This window comes from Anabaena sp. 54, assembly GCF_017355725.1.
GTDB lineage: Bacteria > Cyanobacteriota > Cyanobacteriia > Cyanobacteriales > Nostocaceae > Dolichospermum > Dolichospermum heterosporum.
The window spans coordinates 224,644-240,373 of the sequence record NZ_JAAVWA010000003.1 but is presented as its reverse complement, the minus strand read 5'-3'; the positions used below and the strand labels follow the sequence as shown (position 1 = coordinate 240,373).

Annotated in this window: 11 protein-coding genes and 1 pseudogene; 8 read left to right on the top strand and 4 right to left on the bottom strand. The window is 38.8% G+C overall.

Going from position 1 to position 15,730, the window contains the following annotated elements; genetic code table 11:
• Nucleotides 1–24: 24 nt before the first annotated feature.
• The 3 genes and pseudogenes from HEQ36_RS05650 to HEQ36_RS05640 all read left to right on the top strand — a co-directional run.
• A complete protein-coding gene (locus HEQ36_RS05650) occupies nucleotides 25–420 on the top strand; it encodes a hypothetical protein (protein WP_168634866.1) in 396 nt (131 codons plus the stop codon).
• Complete coding sequence (locus HEQ36_RS05645) at nucleotides 413–2,548, top strand: SUMF1/EgtB/PvdO family nonheme iron enzyme (protein WP_168634865.1); 2,136 nt, start codon at nucleotides 413–415, stop codon at nucleotides 2,546–2,548. The genes HEQ36_RS05650 and HEQ36_RS05645 overlap by 8 nt, the downstream gene beginning before the upstream one ends.
• 319 nt (nucleotides 2,549–2,867) lie before the next feature.
• Nucleotides 2,868–3,317, top strand: a pseudogene (locus tag HEQ36_RS05640) (DUF4351 domain-containing protein); the annotation flags it as partial.
• A gap of 103 nt (nucleotides 3,318–3,420) precedes the next feature.
• On the opposite strand, the gene priA reads toward HEQ36_RS05640, so the two are convergent.
• On the bottom strand, nucleotides 3,421–5,889 hold the full coding sequence (priA, locus tag HEQ36_RS05635; RefSeq protein WP_053538541.1) for a primosomal protein N': 2,469 nt from the start codon (nucleotides 5,887–5,889) through the stop codon (nucleotides 3,421–3,423).
• Between the two features lie 1,106 nt (nucleotides 5,890–6,995).
• Between priA and HEQ36_RS05630 the strand changes: the two genes are divergently transcribed.
• The 5 genes from HEQ36_RS05630 to HEQ36_RS05610 all read left to right on the top strand — a co-directional run bounded on the left by HEQ36_RS05630 (nucleotide 6,996) and on the right by HEQ36_RS05610 (nucleotide 12,033).
• The gene (locus HEQ36_RS05630; protein ID WP_168634864.1) at nucleotides 6,996–8,165 is read left to right on the top strand and encodes an RpoD/SigA family RNA polymerase sigma factor; all 1,170 of its coding nucleotides are present in this window, start codon (nucleotides 6,996–6,998) and stop codon (nucleotides 8,163–8,165) included.
• A gap of 246 nt (nucleotides 8,166–8,411) precedes the next feature.
• A complete protein-coding gene (locus tag HEQ36_RS05625; protein ID WP_168634863.1) occupies nucleotides 8,412–8,897 on the top strand; it encodes a GNAT family N-acetyltransferase in 486 nt (161 codons plus the stop codon).
• Nucleotides 8,898–9,155: 258 nt separating this feature from the next.
• Entirely contained in the window at nucleotides 9,156–9,494 is a 339-nt protein-coding gene (gene petJ, locus HEQ36_RS05620) for a cytochrome c6 PetJ (protein ID WP_053538544.1), read from the top strand.
• A 206-nt stretch (nucleotides 9,495–9,700) separates the two neighbouring features.
• Entirely contained in the window at nucleotides 9,701–11,371 is a 1,671-nt protein-coding gene (locus HEQ36_RS05615; RefSeq protein ID WP_168634862.1) for an energy transducer TonB, read from the top strand.
• A 98-nt stretch (nucleotides 11,372–11,469) separates the two neighbouring features.
• Entirely contained in the window at nucleotides 11,470–12,033 is a 564-nt protein-coding gene (locus HEQ36_RS05610) for a YbjN domain-containing protein (protein WP_168634861.1), read from the top strand.
• Nucleotides 12,034–12,362: 329 nt separating this feature from the next.
• Here the strand turns inward: HEQ36_RS05610 and HEQ36_RS05605 are convergent, their stop codons facing one another.
• The 3 genes from HEQ36_RS05605 to HEQ36_RS05595 all read right to left on the bottom strand — a co-directional run bounded on the left by HEQ36_RS05605 (nucleotide 12,363) and on the right by HEQ36_RS05595 (nucleotide 15,646).
• Nucleotides 12,363–13,466 carry a fatty acid desaturase gene (locus HEQ36_RS05605; RefSeq protein ID WP_168634860.1) on the bottom strand — a complete coding sequence of 368 codons (1,104 nt, stop codon included), beginning with the start codon at nucleotides 13,464–13,466 and terminating at the stop codon, nucleotides 12,363–12,365.
• Nucleotides 13,467–13,622: 156 nt separating this feature from the next.
• Nucleotides 13,623–14,504: an ACP S-malonyltransferase gene (gene fabD / locus HEQ36_RS05600; protein WP_168634859.1), complete on the bottom strand. Its 882-nt coding sequence runs from the start codon at nucleotides 14,502–14,504 to the stop codon at nucleotides 13,623–13,625.
• 140 nt (nucleotides 14,505–14,644) lie between these two features.
• Entirely contained in the window at nucleotides 14,645–15,646 is a 1,002-nt protein-coding gene (locus HEQ36_RS05595; protein WP_168634858.1) for a beta-ketoacyl-ACP synthase III, read from the bottom strand.
• Between the last annotated feature and the right edge of the window lie 84 nt (nucleotides 15,647–15,730).

Sequence of the window (15,730 nt, the reverse complement as noted above, 5' to 3'; positions counted from 1 at the left end):
ATAATTAAGACTCTGGGGGTGAATATGACGGATAATCGCACAATTCAATTTACTTTTGCTATTGATGACCCAGAATTAGATGATGAGAGACGGCTAAAAATAGCAAGTAAGCTACTGCGGGAATTGCGGGATTCGGATGAAGTAGAAAAAGTAGACCGTGCTGAAGATTTTAACCCAGAAGCAGGAAGTAAGCCAGGTTTTGCAACTTTGATCGGAGTGCTGACAGCACAAGTCAGTATGAAAAATATTAAAACATTTTTGAGCTTTTTAGGCGATCGCCTGAAAGATCAATCCCTGGAAATCACTGTCAAAGTCGGTGAGAAAGAAGTCAGTATCAAAGCCAAAAGCCGCCAAGAACTGCTAGAAAGCGAAAAAATAGCAAAAGACCTATTAGCCGCAATGGGTGGTGACAATGGCTAAAAAAATGGCTCTACTGATTGGAGTCAGTGAATATGGTGCAGGTATCCCACCCCTATTATCTGCACTCAATGATGTCCAGGCTATGGAACGAGTTTTGCAAAATCCCAACTTGGGAAATTTTGCACAGGTAGAACGGCTGCTGAATCCTGATTCAGTAGCTATGAGAATAGGAATTCAAAAGCTGTTTAAGAACGCAGGTAAAGAAGATTTATTATTATTCTATTTTTCTGGACATGGAATTACTAATGATGATAATCATCTCTATTTAGCAACTCGCAACACAGCAAAAGATAACTTTGAAGCCACTGCTGTAGATGCAAATTTTATTCAAACACAATCAAAAAGTTGTTATTCCAAACGACAAGTTTTAATTTTAGATGCTTGTTATAGTGGTGCTTTTGCTAATGGTTGGCACACAAAAAGTATTGGAGTAGATATCAAAAAGCAATTAGGTGCAGAAGGACGAGTTGTGCTTACATCTTCTGGTGCAACTCAAACTTCCTTTGCACAAGAAGGTGCAACACTTTCCCTCTATACTCAATATTTAGTTGAGGGAATTGAGACAGGTGCAGCAGATACAGATAACGATGGCAATATTCATGTCCAAGAACTACACACTTACGCTAAATCAAAAGTCCAAGCGGTGAAGCCTAACATGACACCGGATATCATTCTGGACAAGGAAGGATACAATATTTTATTGGCCTATGCTCCCAAAAATCCAGAAGCTGAGTATCGCAAATTGGTTGAACAATATGCTAAAAATGGTGAACTTAAAAGAATTGCTATTGAAGTTTTAAAAGCAAAACGGAAAACTTTGGTAATTACAGATGCAAAAGCCGAGGAAATAGAAACGGAAGTTTTAGAACCTTTTCGGAGACGATTAATAAATTTGCAAAGTTATAAACAATATTTTGCAGAAGAAGTTGAGCAACAATATCCTCTAGATGAACATACTTTGAAGATATTAAAAGATTATCAACAAGATGTTTTAGGTTTGAGAGATGAGGATGTAGAATCAATGGAGTTAGAAATTACATCCGTTAAAGAAGCAGAATATCAAAAACAGCTTCAGATACAAAAGCAGCAAGAAGAGGAAGCATTGCAACTTCAGCAACAAGCAAAAGCATTATCACAATTACGATTGCAGCAAGAAGTAGAAAGATTGCAACGCCAACGAGAGGCAGAAGCAGCCGAGCAACTAAGATTGCAGCAAGAAGCAGAAAGATTGCAACGCCAGCGAGAAGCAGAAGCAGAAAAAAATAAATCTGGTTATCAGTTAAAGACTTTTCAGTTTGAAACTGCTCAGATAAATAAGAATGGTACAGGAATTAAACGTATTGCCAAAAGCGCCGAGTATTTTCCTCAAGATTTAGGAAATGGTGCATTTCTGGAAATGGTGCATATTTCTGGAGGGACTTTTATCATGGGTTCTCCAGAAAGTGAGGAAGGTTATCGCAAATCCCAAAGTCCACAACATCAAGTTACTGTTCCCCCGTTTTTTATGGGTAAATATCCAGTTACTCAAAAACAATGGCAAGCTGTAGCTGCACTAGAAAAAGTTAAGATTGATTTAGAATCTGATCCATCGAACTTTAAAGGTGATAATTTACCTGTTGAGCGTGTATCGTGGAATCATGCTCAAGAATTTTGCGCTAGACTCTCCCAAAAGACAAGTAAAACCTATCGCTTGCCTAGTGAGGCGGAATGGGAATATGCTTGTCGTGGAGGAACTACTACCCCATTTTATTTTGGGGAAACGATTTCCACAGATTTAGCCAATTATGATGGTAGCTACACTTATGAACAGGGACAAAAAGGAGAATATCGAGGAAAAACCACAGATGTAGGAATTTTTCCCGCCAATCCTTTTGGTTTATATGATATGTGCGGGAATGTGTGGGAATGGTGCGAAGATGAGTGGCATGAAAATTATATAAATGCGCCTATAGACGGTAGTGCATTGACAAGTCTAAGCAGTTCTTGTAGTGCGCTGCGTGGCGGTTCTTGGGTCAACTATCCTAAATTCTGCCGTTCCGCGTCTCGCAGTAACGATTGGGCGGAGCGCGACGACGACTTCAACTATATTGGTTTTCGTGTTGTTTGCGCCGTTGGGAGGACTTTGTAGCCCTTTATACTCTTACCCTTTTACCCTCTGCTCTTCTTATTCTTTTCGCTTCTCTACTGTAACGGAGTGGAGCTATAAAAAATATTTTTTTAGATTTTCGGATGCTTGATGAGTGCTTCGTCCATAATACAGAAAACTTTAGATTTAGTCAAGTAGATAATAGCAGAGAATAGATCCCCGACTTCTTAAAGAAGTCGGGGATCTGGCAGCATCTAAGATATCTTTAAAGTAATTGATGATTGGTGATAAAATCTCTGGTTTTCATCCTGTTCATCCTTTAATCCTGGATATCCTGATTCTGACAATTTACCCAACAAAATCCTTACACACCGCAATTGTTGTCATTCATCAATTACCCCAAACTCCAGAAACACTATGGTTAAGACTTTTAGGTAGAGGTACAGTCCAAAAACGAGCCATTGATGAATTAGCTGCGTTACCATTAAATCAACCTTACGTCAAAATCACCTTAGAACTACTCTACAACCTCCAGAAAAACTTAAAAATCAATCAAAGTTCACAAACAGAAGATCAGGAGTTGATTATGCGATTAGCGCCACTTTACCAACAAGACAGAGAACTGGCTAAACAAGAAGGAGAACAACGTCTAATTATCCGTCTCTTAAATCGCCGAGTTGGGGAAATTGATTCATTATTAATTCAAAAAGTCCAGCAATTATCTGTGGAGAAACTTGAAGAATTAGGAGAGGCTTTATTAGACTTTACTTCAGTTACAGATTTAGAAACTTGGCTGAAAAATTACCAATAAGTAGCCATAATAGCAGCGATCGCTCCAGTAGTATCCACTAATTTAAAGAGCGATCGCTAGATAACCCAAATCTGCCATAATATTTGGATAATATTTTCCCCGATTACATGATATTAATGGGATCTACATCAATTGTTAGACTAACAGAAGAGTGGATGAGCGATCGCACTTCTGGCCAATCTGGTAAATTAGGTAAAGCATCAGGAGCAAACTTGAGTAATATTTGCCAGCGATAACGGTTAGCTACTCGTAAAATACTAGCAGGTGCGGGTCCTAATATCTCAAACCCTTCCTTATCGTTTAAAAATGTAGCAATGATTTGGGCTGTATTTTGGACTTGAATCGGATCTAAACTACTTAACCGCAATAAAATTAATCTCCCATAGGGAGGATAATTCAGAGCTTGTCTTTGTGCTAACTCTGCATCACAAAAAGATTGATAATCATGTTTTTGTACCGCTTCAATAATCGGATGTTCTGGGGTATAGGTTTGGACAATTACCCTACCTGGATCATCCCCTCTTCCCGCCCTTCCTGCAACTTGAGTCAGAGTTTGAAATGTGCGTTCATTGGCGCGATAATCAGATAAATGCAATAATCCATCCGCAGCGACGACACCCACAAGGGTAACTTGGGGTAAATCTAACCCTTTAGTTAGCATTTGTGTTCCCACTAATAAATGCGCTTCACCGTTAGCAAATCTAGTTAGGAGTTCACGGTGCGAACCTTTCTTTGTAGTTGTATCGCTATCAAAGCGAATTATTTTCAAATTGGGAAATTGTTTAGTTAATTCCTGTGCTACCCGTTGAGTACCGCTACCGAAAAATTTCAAATAAGGGGAACTACATTCAGGACAATGGGGAGGATGTAAACGCCCATAATTACAATAATGACAGCGCAATAATTCTGGCGCTCCCGCTTCCACATGATGATAAGCTAGAGAAACATCACAATGGGGACATTCCAACACATAACCACAACTGCGACAAGAGACAAAGGTACTATGTCCCCGTCGGTGAATAAATAATATTCCCTGTTGTTGTCTTTCTTCCAATTGTTGCAGTGCATTTTGCAACTTTCTACTAAAAATAGACCGATTTCCCTCTTTTAACTCTTGACGCATATCCACAATTTCCACAGGTGGTAATGGCCGGGAGTTAATCCGTTCTGGTAATGATAAATATTGATGATTTCTACTCACCCAACTTTCTAAAGAAGGAGTTGCTGAACCTAAAATAAGGGGACAATGTTCTAATTCGGCTCGCCATTGAGCGACAGTGCGGGCGTGGTAAGTAGGAATGGGGGAATCTTGTTTAAAGCTGCTATCGTGTTCTTCGTCCAGGATAATTAAGCCTAAATTGGGCAAAGGGGCGAAAATGGCACTGCGAGTCCCAATGATGATTTGTGGCTCTCCTGTGAGCATTTGTCGCCAAGTGTCGTAACGTTCACCGTCGGAAAGGGCGCTGTGATAAACGTGGACTTTGTTTCCAAATCTGGCGCGGAATCTGTCCGTGAGTTGGGGGGTGAGTCCGATTTCGGGAACTAAAACAAGGGCGGATTTTCCTTGTGCGAGTAAAGGTGATATGGCTTGTAAATATACTTCTGTTTTTCCTGAACCTGTCACCCCATGTAACAATACTTGAGTAAATCCAGTTAAAGAATTAATCGTTTCTAAGGCGTTATTTTGGGCTGGTGTTAAGGATTTAGCCCAATCTCCGGCTACTGTTGGTCCTTGTTCTTGGCGTAATATTTCTCTGTCTTCAATGACTATATAGCCTTTATCTACTAAGGCTTTCAGCGTAGACGTGCTAGTAGCGCAAAGTTGCAATAATTCACTTTGCCACATTTCCCCGCCTTGTCGGCGTAAAACTTCCACAATTTCTTTTTGACGGGTTGTTAAATCGTCATCATGATTATCCAGAAGTGTGACAGCTTTTTGTAATTTAGGTTGGGTAAGTCGTGGCGGTTCTAAATAGTTTTCTGCTAATCCCAAACGAATTAATTCCCGAATACCTCTATATGCAGCTTTAACTTTTTGTTGAATGTAGTGATAACTATAGTCTGCTGTCGGCGTTTTTTGTAAAAGTGTGATTACTTGCTGGGCTGTAGGGCTAATGTAAATAGAAAGATTTTCTCTACCCAAGGGAGTTAACCGCAGACGACGTTGTGATCTTCCTAATAATCCTGGTGGTAATGCGACGCGAATAACTTGAATTAGAGGTGTATAGTAATAAGCTGCAACTCGGTTAAGTAATATCCAATAGCCAGCAGGAAAAAACCCTTCACTAACCACATCTTCAACTTCTCGAATTTTTTCTAAGGGAATATCTAGATTAGGTTGAGTTAATAAGCGGATAGCGATCGCACCTACCTGTGTTGCACCAAAAGGAACACTTAAAATATCCCCTGGTTTGATTTCTAACTGTTCCGGTATTTTATAGGTAAATAAATCTGAACATCCTGGACAATCTACAAGCACTTCAACCCATTGAGACAACTTTGTTTGAGATTGATATAATCCTCCTGGTTCAGATACGGTTATAACCGATGAATTTACGCTAATACTATACATAACTTCTCAATTTATAAACAAATATTTTATTTACAGACTTGGTTAATTCTATTCAATCTTACTTAACTATATCCTTTGGTTTTACCTGATGTAAATAGTATTTTACAATACTTCAATTACACATAATACTTGATAATCTGGAATTTATGTAATCTACCAGACAAATTATCTTCTAGTATCCGAGTAATAAATAGTTGAAAATTGATTTACATACTTGTGTCCTCAATCTACCAACCCTATCTTGAGAAATACATTCAGAGAATGAGTAATTATGAGTAATAGGCGATGAAGTAAGGATTCAAAATATAGAATAAATCTGAGATAAACCTTTTAGACAAATTCTTGTCTAACAAGTATTCTAACTCTTAAATACCCATGCTATACCTATACTATGAGTGAATTAAGTGTTGAATTATTATTTCTAACTTCTTACGTGATTGTGTTATTAATTAAAACTCATTTTGAACTACGAAATCAGGCATAGAGCTTTTCCACCCATTGATAGATATTAAATATTTTTTCAATATGCGATGCTTTTAAACGATAAATATTATCCGGATTGTAAGTTTCTATTTTTGTATTTTGGATTATTTAGTAAATTTTCGTAGGAACAAATAAATCTAGTAACAACATGGCGATTTATCCAATTACTCTCATCGTCCATCCCGGACAAACATAGAAACTTTGCAAAAAATACACAAAAATTTAATATATAGCTTTCCTGGCTTATTCATGGAGGTGCTAAACAGACAACAGGCAACAAGCAATAGATTTTTTCACAGATCATTTAGGATGGATATATAGGAGTGTTTATCTACATTTTGGATATTTGTTAAAGTGAGTATCAGGGGGTTTGACATATTTGCTAATTAAGAAAAGAATGAAGAATATGCCGATATATCTTCCAAAAAAGATAGTTTTTTGTGGGTGCTAAAACCAGTAATGATCATGGGTTGTATCTAGCCATAACCAAAAATAATGGACAAATACTGATTTACCTTCCAGATAAGGAATGATCAAAAAGAGAGTCTTTTGCTAGAGAAAAAGGGTGTATTTGTCCTGAAGGGAAAACTACCCAGTCTGAAACAGGCTGTTGTGATTAAATTATGTACCAAACAAAGCAACCATCCCTAAAGGAAACTATGAATCTTGCTGAATTGGGAACAATGGAAATACTAGAGAATATTACTGATCATGAAGAACCAACAATTGAGAGTTTAGATCAAGTAGTATATGAAGATACTGCAATTGTCGAAAACTTGGAATCAGAAGAACGCAATGGCGATGACATGGCCGCAGCCCGTCCTTCGGGATATAATAAAACCGAAAATGATGATGCTGTAGGCGCATTTTTTAAGGAAATGGCACGTTATCCACTACTCAAACCTGATGAAGAAGTGGAACTAGCCAGACGAGTCAGATTTTTGGAAGAAGTCAAAGAATTGCAAGCAGCATTGGAATTGGAACTAGGAGCGCACCCTAGTAAGGTTCAGGTGGCTTCGCAATTAGAAATGACAGAAAAACAACTGGACAGCCGATTGTATCAAGGTAGAGTCGCCAAGCGAAAAATGATTCGCTCCAATCTCCGGTTAGTTGTATCTATTGCTAAACGATATTTAAATCGTGGTGTCCCTTTTCTCGATTTGATTCAGGAAGGAGCAATGGGTTTAAACCGCGCTTCTGAAAAATTTGATCCCGATAAAGGATATAAGTTTTCTACTTATGCTTATTGGTGGATTAGACAAGCAATTACCAGAGCGATCGCTAATGATGCCCGAACTATTCGCTTACCAATCCATATTGTTGAGAAACTTAATAAACTAAAAAAAGCACAACGGGAACTTAAACAAAAACTCTCTCGTAACCCAACGGAAGCCGAAATGGCTGAATCTTTGGAAATTACGGTTCACCAACTGCGTCAACTTCAACAACTTCGACGACAAGCACTTTCCCTTAACCACCGTGTCGGTAAAGAAGAAGACACAGAATTAATGGACTTGCTAGAAGATGAAGATAACCAGTCTCCCGAAGCAAAAATGAACGAAAACATGATGCGTCAGGAAATTTGGGAAGTTCTAGGAGACGTACTTACCCCCAGGGAAAAAGATGTCATTTCCCTCCGCTATGGACTCACCAGCAGCGAACCCTGCACCCTAGAAGAGGTAGGTAATATGTTTAACCTTTCCCGTGAACGAGTTCGCCAAATCCAAAGTAAAGCCATGCGAAAGTTACGTCGCCCCCACATAGCCAAACGGTTAAAAGGCTGGTTGGTTTAAGTTATTAGTCATTAGTCAGTTGTCATTAAGTAGGTGGGCGTTAAAAATTGTCGTTGGGGTAAGGGAACAGGGAACTCTCAACAGGGAACAGGAAGGGAGTTTTGAGTGATTTTACTTTTCTTCACATACCTTTAAATTTTTCTGTTCACCTACTTAGTTAGTTGCCTGTGGTTAGAAAAAATTAGACCTCTTGAGTATAAACTGTGAATTAATGACCAATGACTAATGACTAATGACTAATGACTAATGACTAATTTAATTATCCGTTTTGCCCAACCCAGTGATTCTCAGACCCTATTTGCATTAATTCAAGGACTTGCAAAATATGAAAAACTATCCGATGCTGTGATTGGTAATGCTGAAGCCCTCAAAGATCATTTATTTGGTTCGCCAAAATATGTAGACGCAATCTTAGCTGAATCTCAAGGTCAAGCTGTAGGTTTTGCTATATTTTTTCATAATTATTCAACATTTCTCACCAAGCCGGGACTTTACCTCGAAGATATCTTTGTTTTGCCAGAATATCGCCGCCAAGGTATTGGTAAAGCACTTTTGGCAAAGGTAGCTCAAATAGCCCTAGAAAGGGATTGTGGGCGCTTAGAGTGGAGCGTTTTAGATTGGAATGTGTCAGCCCAAGCATTTTACCGGAACATGGGCGCAGATATTTTAGATGATTGGCGGATTTGTCGTGTAACTGAAAAGGATATTCCCCAATTAGCAAATCAAAAATGAAGTTTAAAAAATCAAGGAAAAATCCAAACAGTTTACCTTTTATCTTTCATTATTAATTTCTTTTTGCTAATCGTAAATTTAAATTCACATAAATTTACCTTCAGCCTAAACCCTCAAGCTATCAATCAATTAATCGCCAATTTCCCATAATTGAGAACCAAGTTTGACAGCTTGTCTTTTGACTAATCCCACAAAATCAAATGAAAATTATAGAGGATATTTGCACGGATTCAGCCATTGTCGTAGAGAGAACACCACATGAAAAATATCGTCTCAGTATTATTAATAGGCATAGCCATCTTCACCTTTGCCTTCAGTAGCCCCGCTTTGGCTGCTGACGCTGCTAGTGGCGCTGCATTATTTAAGGCTAATTGCGCTCAGTGTCACGTTGGGGGCGGAAATTTAGTTAATCGAGCTAAAACCTTGAAGAAAGAGGCTTTAGAAAAGTACGGTATGTACTCGGCTGAAAAAATTATTGCTCAAGTTACTAAAGGTCAAGGTGCAATGCCAGCCTTTGGTAATAAATTAAAAGTAGATCAAATAGAAAATGTAGCTGCTTATGTACTAGAACAAGCTGATAATGGCTGGAAAAAGTAAAGTTACATCTAACTTGATGGTTTAACAATGTGCGGGGCTTTTCGCTTATTATTCCTATAGTTATAGCAGTATGCACTCTTTGTGAGATCCAGTCAGCAACCCGCAAAGCCTGTAGGGGCGGGGTTTCCCCGCCCTAGATTGTATTGCATTAAGCATAATAACTGTCATGTTATTCATAACTAATCATCCATAACTAATCATAAAATATGAGTTTATCAGGCATTACTATAGAACAGCGCGAAAAAGAGGCTGAAGCCTTAAAGACTTTCCTGATCTTTAGTTTTATTGGCTCACTAGCATTACATACTGGACTATTAGCTTTAGCTATTAATAAGTTTTTCTTCAAAGTACCTGAAGTTACAAATGAACCAATTGAAGTAACAATTTTGGAAACTCTCCCTCAGAAAATAATCCAACCACCAGTAGAGATCAAATCCCTAGCAAAAATAAATTCTGGTGGTGGAAATGAAGGCGGCGAAGTTTCTATACCAACAAAAACAACCATTAGTAAAATCAAGTCTTCTGTTGCCCCTGTAAGCACACAGCCTCAACCAAAAACCACTAATAACCTGATTAGTAAACAATCCCCAATACTCACGCCTCCTAAAAGTGCAATCATCCCAAATTCTCTAAAAAATAACTCTATAGAAAATACAACTCCTGAACCGACAATAGCAACAATCCCAACAGAAACCAAACCAATCCAAAAATTAGATGAAACTTCAAATACCCTAGCGTCTACTGAACCTCAAGCGGAAACAAAACCTACGGAAATCCCATTATTAAAGTCAGAAATTCAACCTAATATTAGTTCTAATAATATCCCCAGCAACTCCACGAATTTTACACCTGTTTCGCAGAATAGAAAGATTTTCAGTAATTTAGGTAATCAGCGCTGGAGAGATATTTTAGGTAAAGATTCCGGTAATGGTGTGGGAAGCAATTCCGATAATAGTGTGGGAAGCAATTCCGGTAATGGTGTGGGAAATAATTCCGGTAATGGTATTGGAAATAGTTCTGGTAATGGTATTGGAAATAGTTCCGGTAATGGTGTAGGAAACAATTCTGGTAATGGTGTAGAAAACACAGCAAAGCCAGAAAATAAACCAGTAGCTACCGCACCCAAACCTCCCATCGAAAATAGTTCTAAATTGAATCGTGCGGATTGTCTACAGTGTCAAATTAAGTATCCAGAGAGAGCCAGACGGCGGGGTGCAGAAGGAAATCCAGAAGTTTCTATTGATACTGATGATAAGGGTAATGTTACGAGAGTGCGGTTAATCCGTTCCAGTGGTGATAGTGAACTGGATGAAGCTGCTCAAAAAGCTGCTCAAGAGTGGAAATTAACACCCACAGAAGCAGGAAGAGAAGGAGTAAGAGCCTCGGTTAACTTTGCTATTAAAGGATCACAGCGTCACCGTAAACTTCAAGAACGCCAAATAGAAAAACAGCGAGAAGCCATTAATAAAAAACCGGAACAAGAAGCTGCTGCTTCCACTTCGATAGAATCACGTCAACGCAATCGCAGAAAAACGAATGTTATTATTACCGATATTCCATCCGAAAATATAACTAGACAGAGACAAGAATCTGCACCCTCCAAAAGTAAACCAGTTTCACTACCCCGTCAGTCTATTGAACCTGAACAACCCAAGCAAACAGAAGAATCTCCAGCCCGTCGCCGTTCAGTTCAGCCCGTAAAATCTGACACGAGTAATCAATCGGACGAAGGTAGAACCGAAAGAATACAAAAAAGTCAGAGACGCTTAACAGAAGTCCTCCGTCGTCGTCAAAAGTCTGCTGATTCACCACCAGCAGAATCTCCCGCACCACTAGAACCTGCGACTACATCACCAACTGAGTCTAAAAGTCAATAGTGCTAAGATTAGCACCCGACAACAGATTTTTAGTGTGAAACTTGGGTAAGTCCTATGCCAAAAAGCGTTACTCTAGATGATAAAGTTCAAAAATAATTATGACACCGGAAGACATAGCGGGTACGTTAACAGAGTTATTTAGTGCTGAAGTTGTAAAATCTATCGCTCCTGGTTCTTGGCAAGTAGAAACTGCTGATTTTCGGTTGTTGGTGCTGCTTTCAGAAGATAATACCTGGTTGCGGATATTATTGCCAATTATGCCTTTACAAGAAGCTGCAGCCTTTATGACACAGTTTCTAGAGGCTAATTTTGATGATACTCAGGAAACACGATATGCTGTTTATGATGATGTAATTTGGGGAGTATTTCAACATAATAGTGGCACTTTGACTAATGGAGATTTTGCTAATGCGATCGCTCGTCTGATTTCATTATATCAAGCTGGTGTTCATGATGTTTTCAATAATTTAGTAGAAACTCGTATCCGCGAAATTATTAAAGCCGCAAAACAACAGGGACAATCCTTAGAAGCCACTATGCAAAATCTAGACCGTTTTTATGCCGAAGGATTATTAGGAGATATTGACCAAAATGCTCAGGGAAGAGAAAAAGTTTTGGCAGCTTGGCAAAGACAATTAGAACGTCTTTGGATGGAGATGTAATCGAGTTGACGGGGAAAGTCTCTACATTACTTCTCCATAGGTTCTGATTGAATTTGAGGCGTTGCTGAATCGAGGTATGAAATTCCCAAATTGAACCTTTAAAACTCAAACCTCAGTGCGTCTTTGCGCCTTTGCGTGAAACTAAAATTCATACCCTTAATCAGCAACGCCGAATTTGACTATATAAGTAGTGAGACATAATTAATTACACAATGTCATTGCGTAAGCGTTGCGTGGCGTTAGCCATATGGAACGAAGTGAAATGAAGCAATTGCAAGGGTTGTGATTGCTTCCCTTCGCTCGCAATGACTGTAAATATTTTTGTCCAATTACTTATCGCTGAGATTTATCCCTAAGATTGGACAGTTTACAAATTTATTTCCAGACCAATCTGTGAAAGTATGATCATTTTTGTAATGTCTGGGTGTTTCCATCATTAATTCCCAGGCTTTTCCCGCATTTAATAAGTTAAATCTTTCAGGGTAATATGTTTGTAATAGTTCTTGCACCATTGGCGCATAATCTGAATTTATGCCGGGGAAAATGTGATGTTCTGTATGGTAAGAAAAGTTTAAATGTAAGACATCAAATAGTTTCGGAACTCGAATAGAGAGACTATTAATGAGAGGATCATTTACATTGGTCATGCGGCACAACATATGATTGGTATAGATATAAAATATCAGCCCCGCATAGCCTATCCAAATAGGCAAGAAGTAGCTAAGAAGTAGTTTAATGGGGTGGAACTCCAGGTAACTTAAGATGGTGGTATGGATGGCGATAATCATGAGTAATTCTACAGCGATCGCCCGTTGTTCTTTCCCACTAACTGTAAAAGCCACTACAGGATACTTAGACTTACCATTATTGAATAATAAAACTGAGGTCAAATTCCGAAATGTGTGGACGCCCCAAGCATGACTCATTCCTATAAACAATAAAATAGGATTTACCTCAGATGACGGCACAAAAGCATTCTGAATCCATTTACCCCAATTTTTAGGTTGATTATCTAAATAATTACGATCTGGATCTTCCAAAGAATTTGTTTTATTATGATGTTCTCGATTGTGTACTGCTTTCCATAAAGTTGGCGGCATCCATAACATTGTGAATCCCAATAAGCTAATTATTTGTCTCAACCAAGGATTCGTAACTGTGCGGCTGTGAAGGAAATTGTGGGTACTAAAAAGCAAAACAATCACACTATTAGCCATCACTAATGCTAATGGTAAATACAGCCAAAGAAAATACCAATTCCAGTCATCAAGATGATTGGCAATTCCCCAACCTAAAATCATAATTGCTAGATTAATTAAGAGAATCCAGAGTTTATTGATATCAGGTAAAAATGCTTCTGTCGGCAGTAAAGGACGCAACTTTTTAGCATACTCTGCTTGCGTCATCCAAGCTTTTTGTTCAAGTGTATTCATGAATATTTTTAGTTTTGTTTGCAGGTTGATTAAGACTTTGCGAAAATATTTCATCCGACGTAAAGTCTAAAGGTTGTAAATTTACAAAGGGCAACCAATGAGGAGAGAAAAATTCATCAATTCCAGACTTTTGCAGCAATTTGGTGTTTTCTTCACCTATTCAGGTAACTCAGCAGCATTACGAATATTTTGTAAAATTAAACTAGGTGCAGTTCGTTTAACTAACCCAGTTAATACGTTTCCAGGACCAATTTCTACAACTTTCTCAATGCCATCTTCTACTAATTGCAAACAAATTTCTCGCCAGCGGACAGAACCAGTCATTTGTTGGGAAAGACGCTGTTTTAAAGTTTCCGCTGCCACTGCTGGAATTGGATCTACATTAGATGAAACTGGAACATTTGCTGACTGAAAAATCACTGAATCCAGAACTTCTTGAAATTCCATTGCGGCTGCTTTCATTAAATGGGAATGAAATGCACCCGAAACCTTTAAGGGGATGGCCCGTTTAGCTTTAACTTGTGAAATGACAGTCTGTACAGCGTCTGGAGTTCCAGAAATAACAACTTGGAGAGGACTGTTATCATTTGCTAAAACTACATCAGGTGTGGCGCTAATAACTTTTTCTAATTCTTCTCGGTCAAAGTTCATTAATGCTGCCATCATTCCCCCAGCAGCACTATCCATTAATTCTGCCCGTCGTTTTACCAAGTGTAATCCAGCCGACCATTCAAAGACACCAGCGACATAAAGGGCTATATATTCGCCTAAACTATGACCTGTAACTACGTCTGGTTGCTGTCCTTTTTCCCGCAAAATATCAGCAATAATACTTTCGATTACATATAAACTAGGCTGGGTATAAAGTGTTCTTGATAAGGTGTCAATATCACTTTGACATATATCTATTACAGACCAACCCAAAATTTCCTCAGCTTGAATAAATTTTTCTTCGGCAGATGGTAGAGTTAACAAGTCTATTCCCATTCCCAATGCTTGAGAACCTTGTCCGGGAAACACCCATGCAGTTTTAGTCATTTGTTATTAGTCGGTGGTCAGTTGTTAGTTGTTAGTTGTTAGTTGTTAGTTATTAGTTGTTAGTTGTTAGTTGTCAGTTGTCATTGATTATTAGTATTAATTTTCTACTTTTGACTTTTGACTTTTGACTTTTGAATTATCTATCTTCCCCATTGAAAAATGGCTGCCCCCCAGGAAAGACCTGCACCAAAACCAGATGTGGCAATGATATCATTAGGTTTAATTTTCCCGGCTCGCACTGCTTCATCTAAAGCCAGGGGGATAGATGCAGCGGAGGTGTTACCATAGTCGGCGACATTGCTGATAATTTTATGTTTGGGAATCTCTAAGCGTTCAGCAACGGAATTGATAATCCTTTGATTTGCTTGATGTAATACTAGCCAATCTATATTTTCAACTTTGAGATTAGCTGCAAATAGGGCTTTGTCTATCACTTCTGGAACTTTTTGCACAGCGAAGCGGTAGACTTCTTTACCGTTCATGGTAATAGGATGATATTTGCCTGTAGATACGTGAATATCTGGCGCTAATTCTGTGCTAGAGGCGTTATAGGCTAGGTTGAGACAATTGTTTTGAGAACCGTCGCTTTTGAGGCAAAATCCTAATAGGCGATCGCTTTTATTAGCCTGTAATACCACCGCCCCAGCCCCATCACCAAATAACACACAACTGCGTCTATCTTGCCAATCTACCCATCGAGAGAGGATATCAGCCCCAATTAAGAGTACATTTTGATAAACACCTGTTCTGAGGTATTGGGCGGCTGTGACTAAACCAAAGACAAAGCCAGAACAGGCAGCAGTTAAGTCAAAGGCAACTGCTTTGGTAGCACCTAATTCACCTTGAACACGGCAAGCACTTCCAAACAGGTCATCAGGAGTGGATGTGGCTAATAAAATTAAATCTATGTCTGCTGCTGTGATCCCGGCGGCAGTAATAGCCTGCCGACTAGCCGCAGTGGCTAATGATGTCAGTGAGTCAGGGGGCAATGCTAACCGTCTTTGACGAATTCCTGTTCTTGAGGCAATCCACTCATCTGATGTTTCTACCAGTTGAGTTAATTCTTGGTTATGTAAACAAGTTGCTGGGACTGCTGAACCACTACCTGTAATCGCTATACCACTGTTGAAAAAATTTGGCACTTCTTTTTTCCTCAATTGTCAAGTGTCATTTCTAAATTGTCAGTTGTCTTGTTTGTAAGCATTAATAACGAGTACCAATGACAA

Excerpts from the sequence above, each read along its gene's own strand:
- fabD (WP_168634859.1), bottom strand. The coding sequence starts at position 14,504 with ATGACTAAAACTGCATGGGTGTTTCCCGGACAAGGTTCTCAAGCATTG.
- HEQ36_RS05615 (WP_168634862.1), top strand. The coding sequence starts at position 9,701 with ATGAGTTTATCAGGCATTACTATAGAACAGCGCGAAAAAGAGGCTGAA.
- HEQ36_RS05610 (WP_168634861.1), top strand. The coding sequence starts at position 11,470 with ATGACACCGGAAGACATAGCGGGTACGTTAACAGAGTTATTTAGTGCT.
- HEQ36_RS05630 (WP_168634864.1), top strand. The coding sequence starts at position 6,996 with ATGTACCAAACAAAGCAACCATCCCTAAAGGAAACTATGAATCTTGCT.
- priA (WP_053538541.1), bottom strand. The coding sequence starts at position 5,889 with ATGTATAGTATTAGCGTAAATTCATCGGTTATAACCGTATCTGAACCA.
- petJ (WP_053538544.1), top strand. The coding sequence starts at position 9,156 with ATGAAAAATATCGTCTCAGTATTATTAATAGGCATAGCCATCTTCACC.
- HEQ36_RS05650 (WP_168634866.1), top strand. The coding sequence starts at position 25 with ATGACGGATAATCGCACAATTCAATTTACTTTTGCTATTGATGACCCA.
- HEQ36_RS05605 (WP_168634860.1), bottom strand. The coding sequence starts at position 13,466 with ATGAATACACTTGAACAAAAAGCTTGGATGACGCAAGCAGAGTATGCT.
- HEQ36_RS05645 (WP_168634865.1), top strand. The coding sequence starts at position 413 with ATGGCTAAAAAAATGGCTCTACTGATTGGAGTCAGTGAATATGGTGCA.
- HEQ36_RS05625 (WP_168634863.1), top strand. The coding sequence starts at position 8,412 with ATGACTAATTTAATTATCCGTTTTGCCCAACCCAGTGATTCTCAGACC.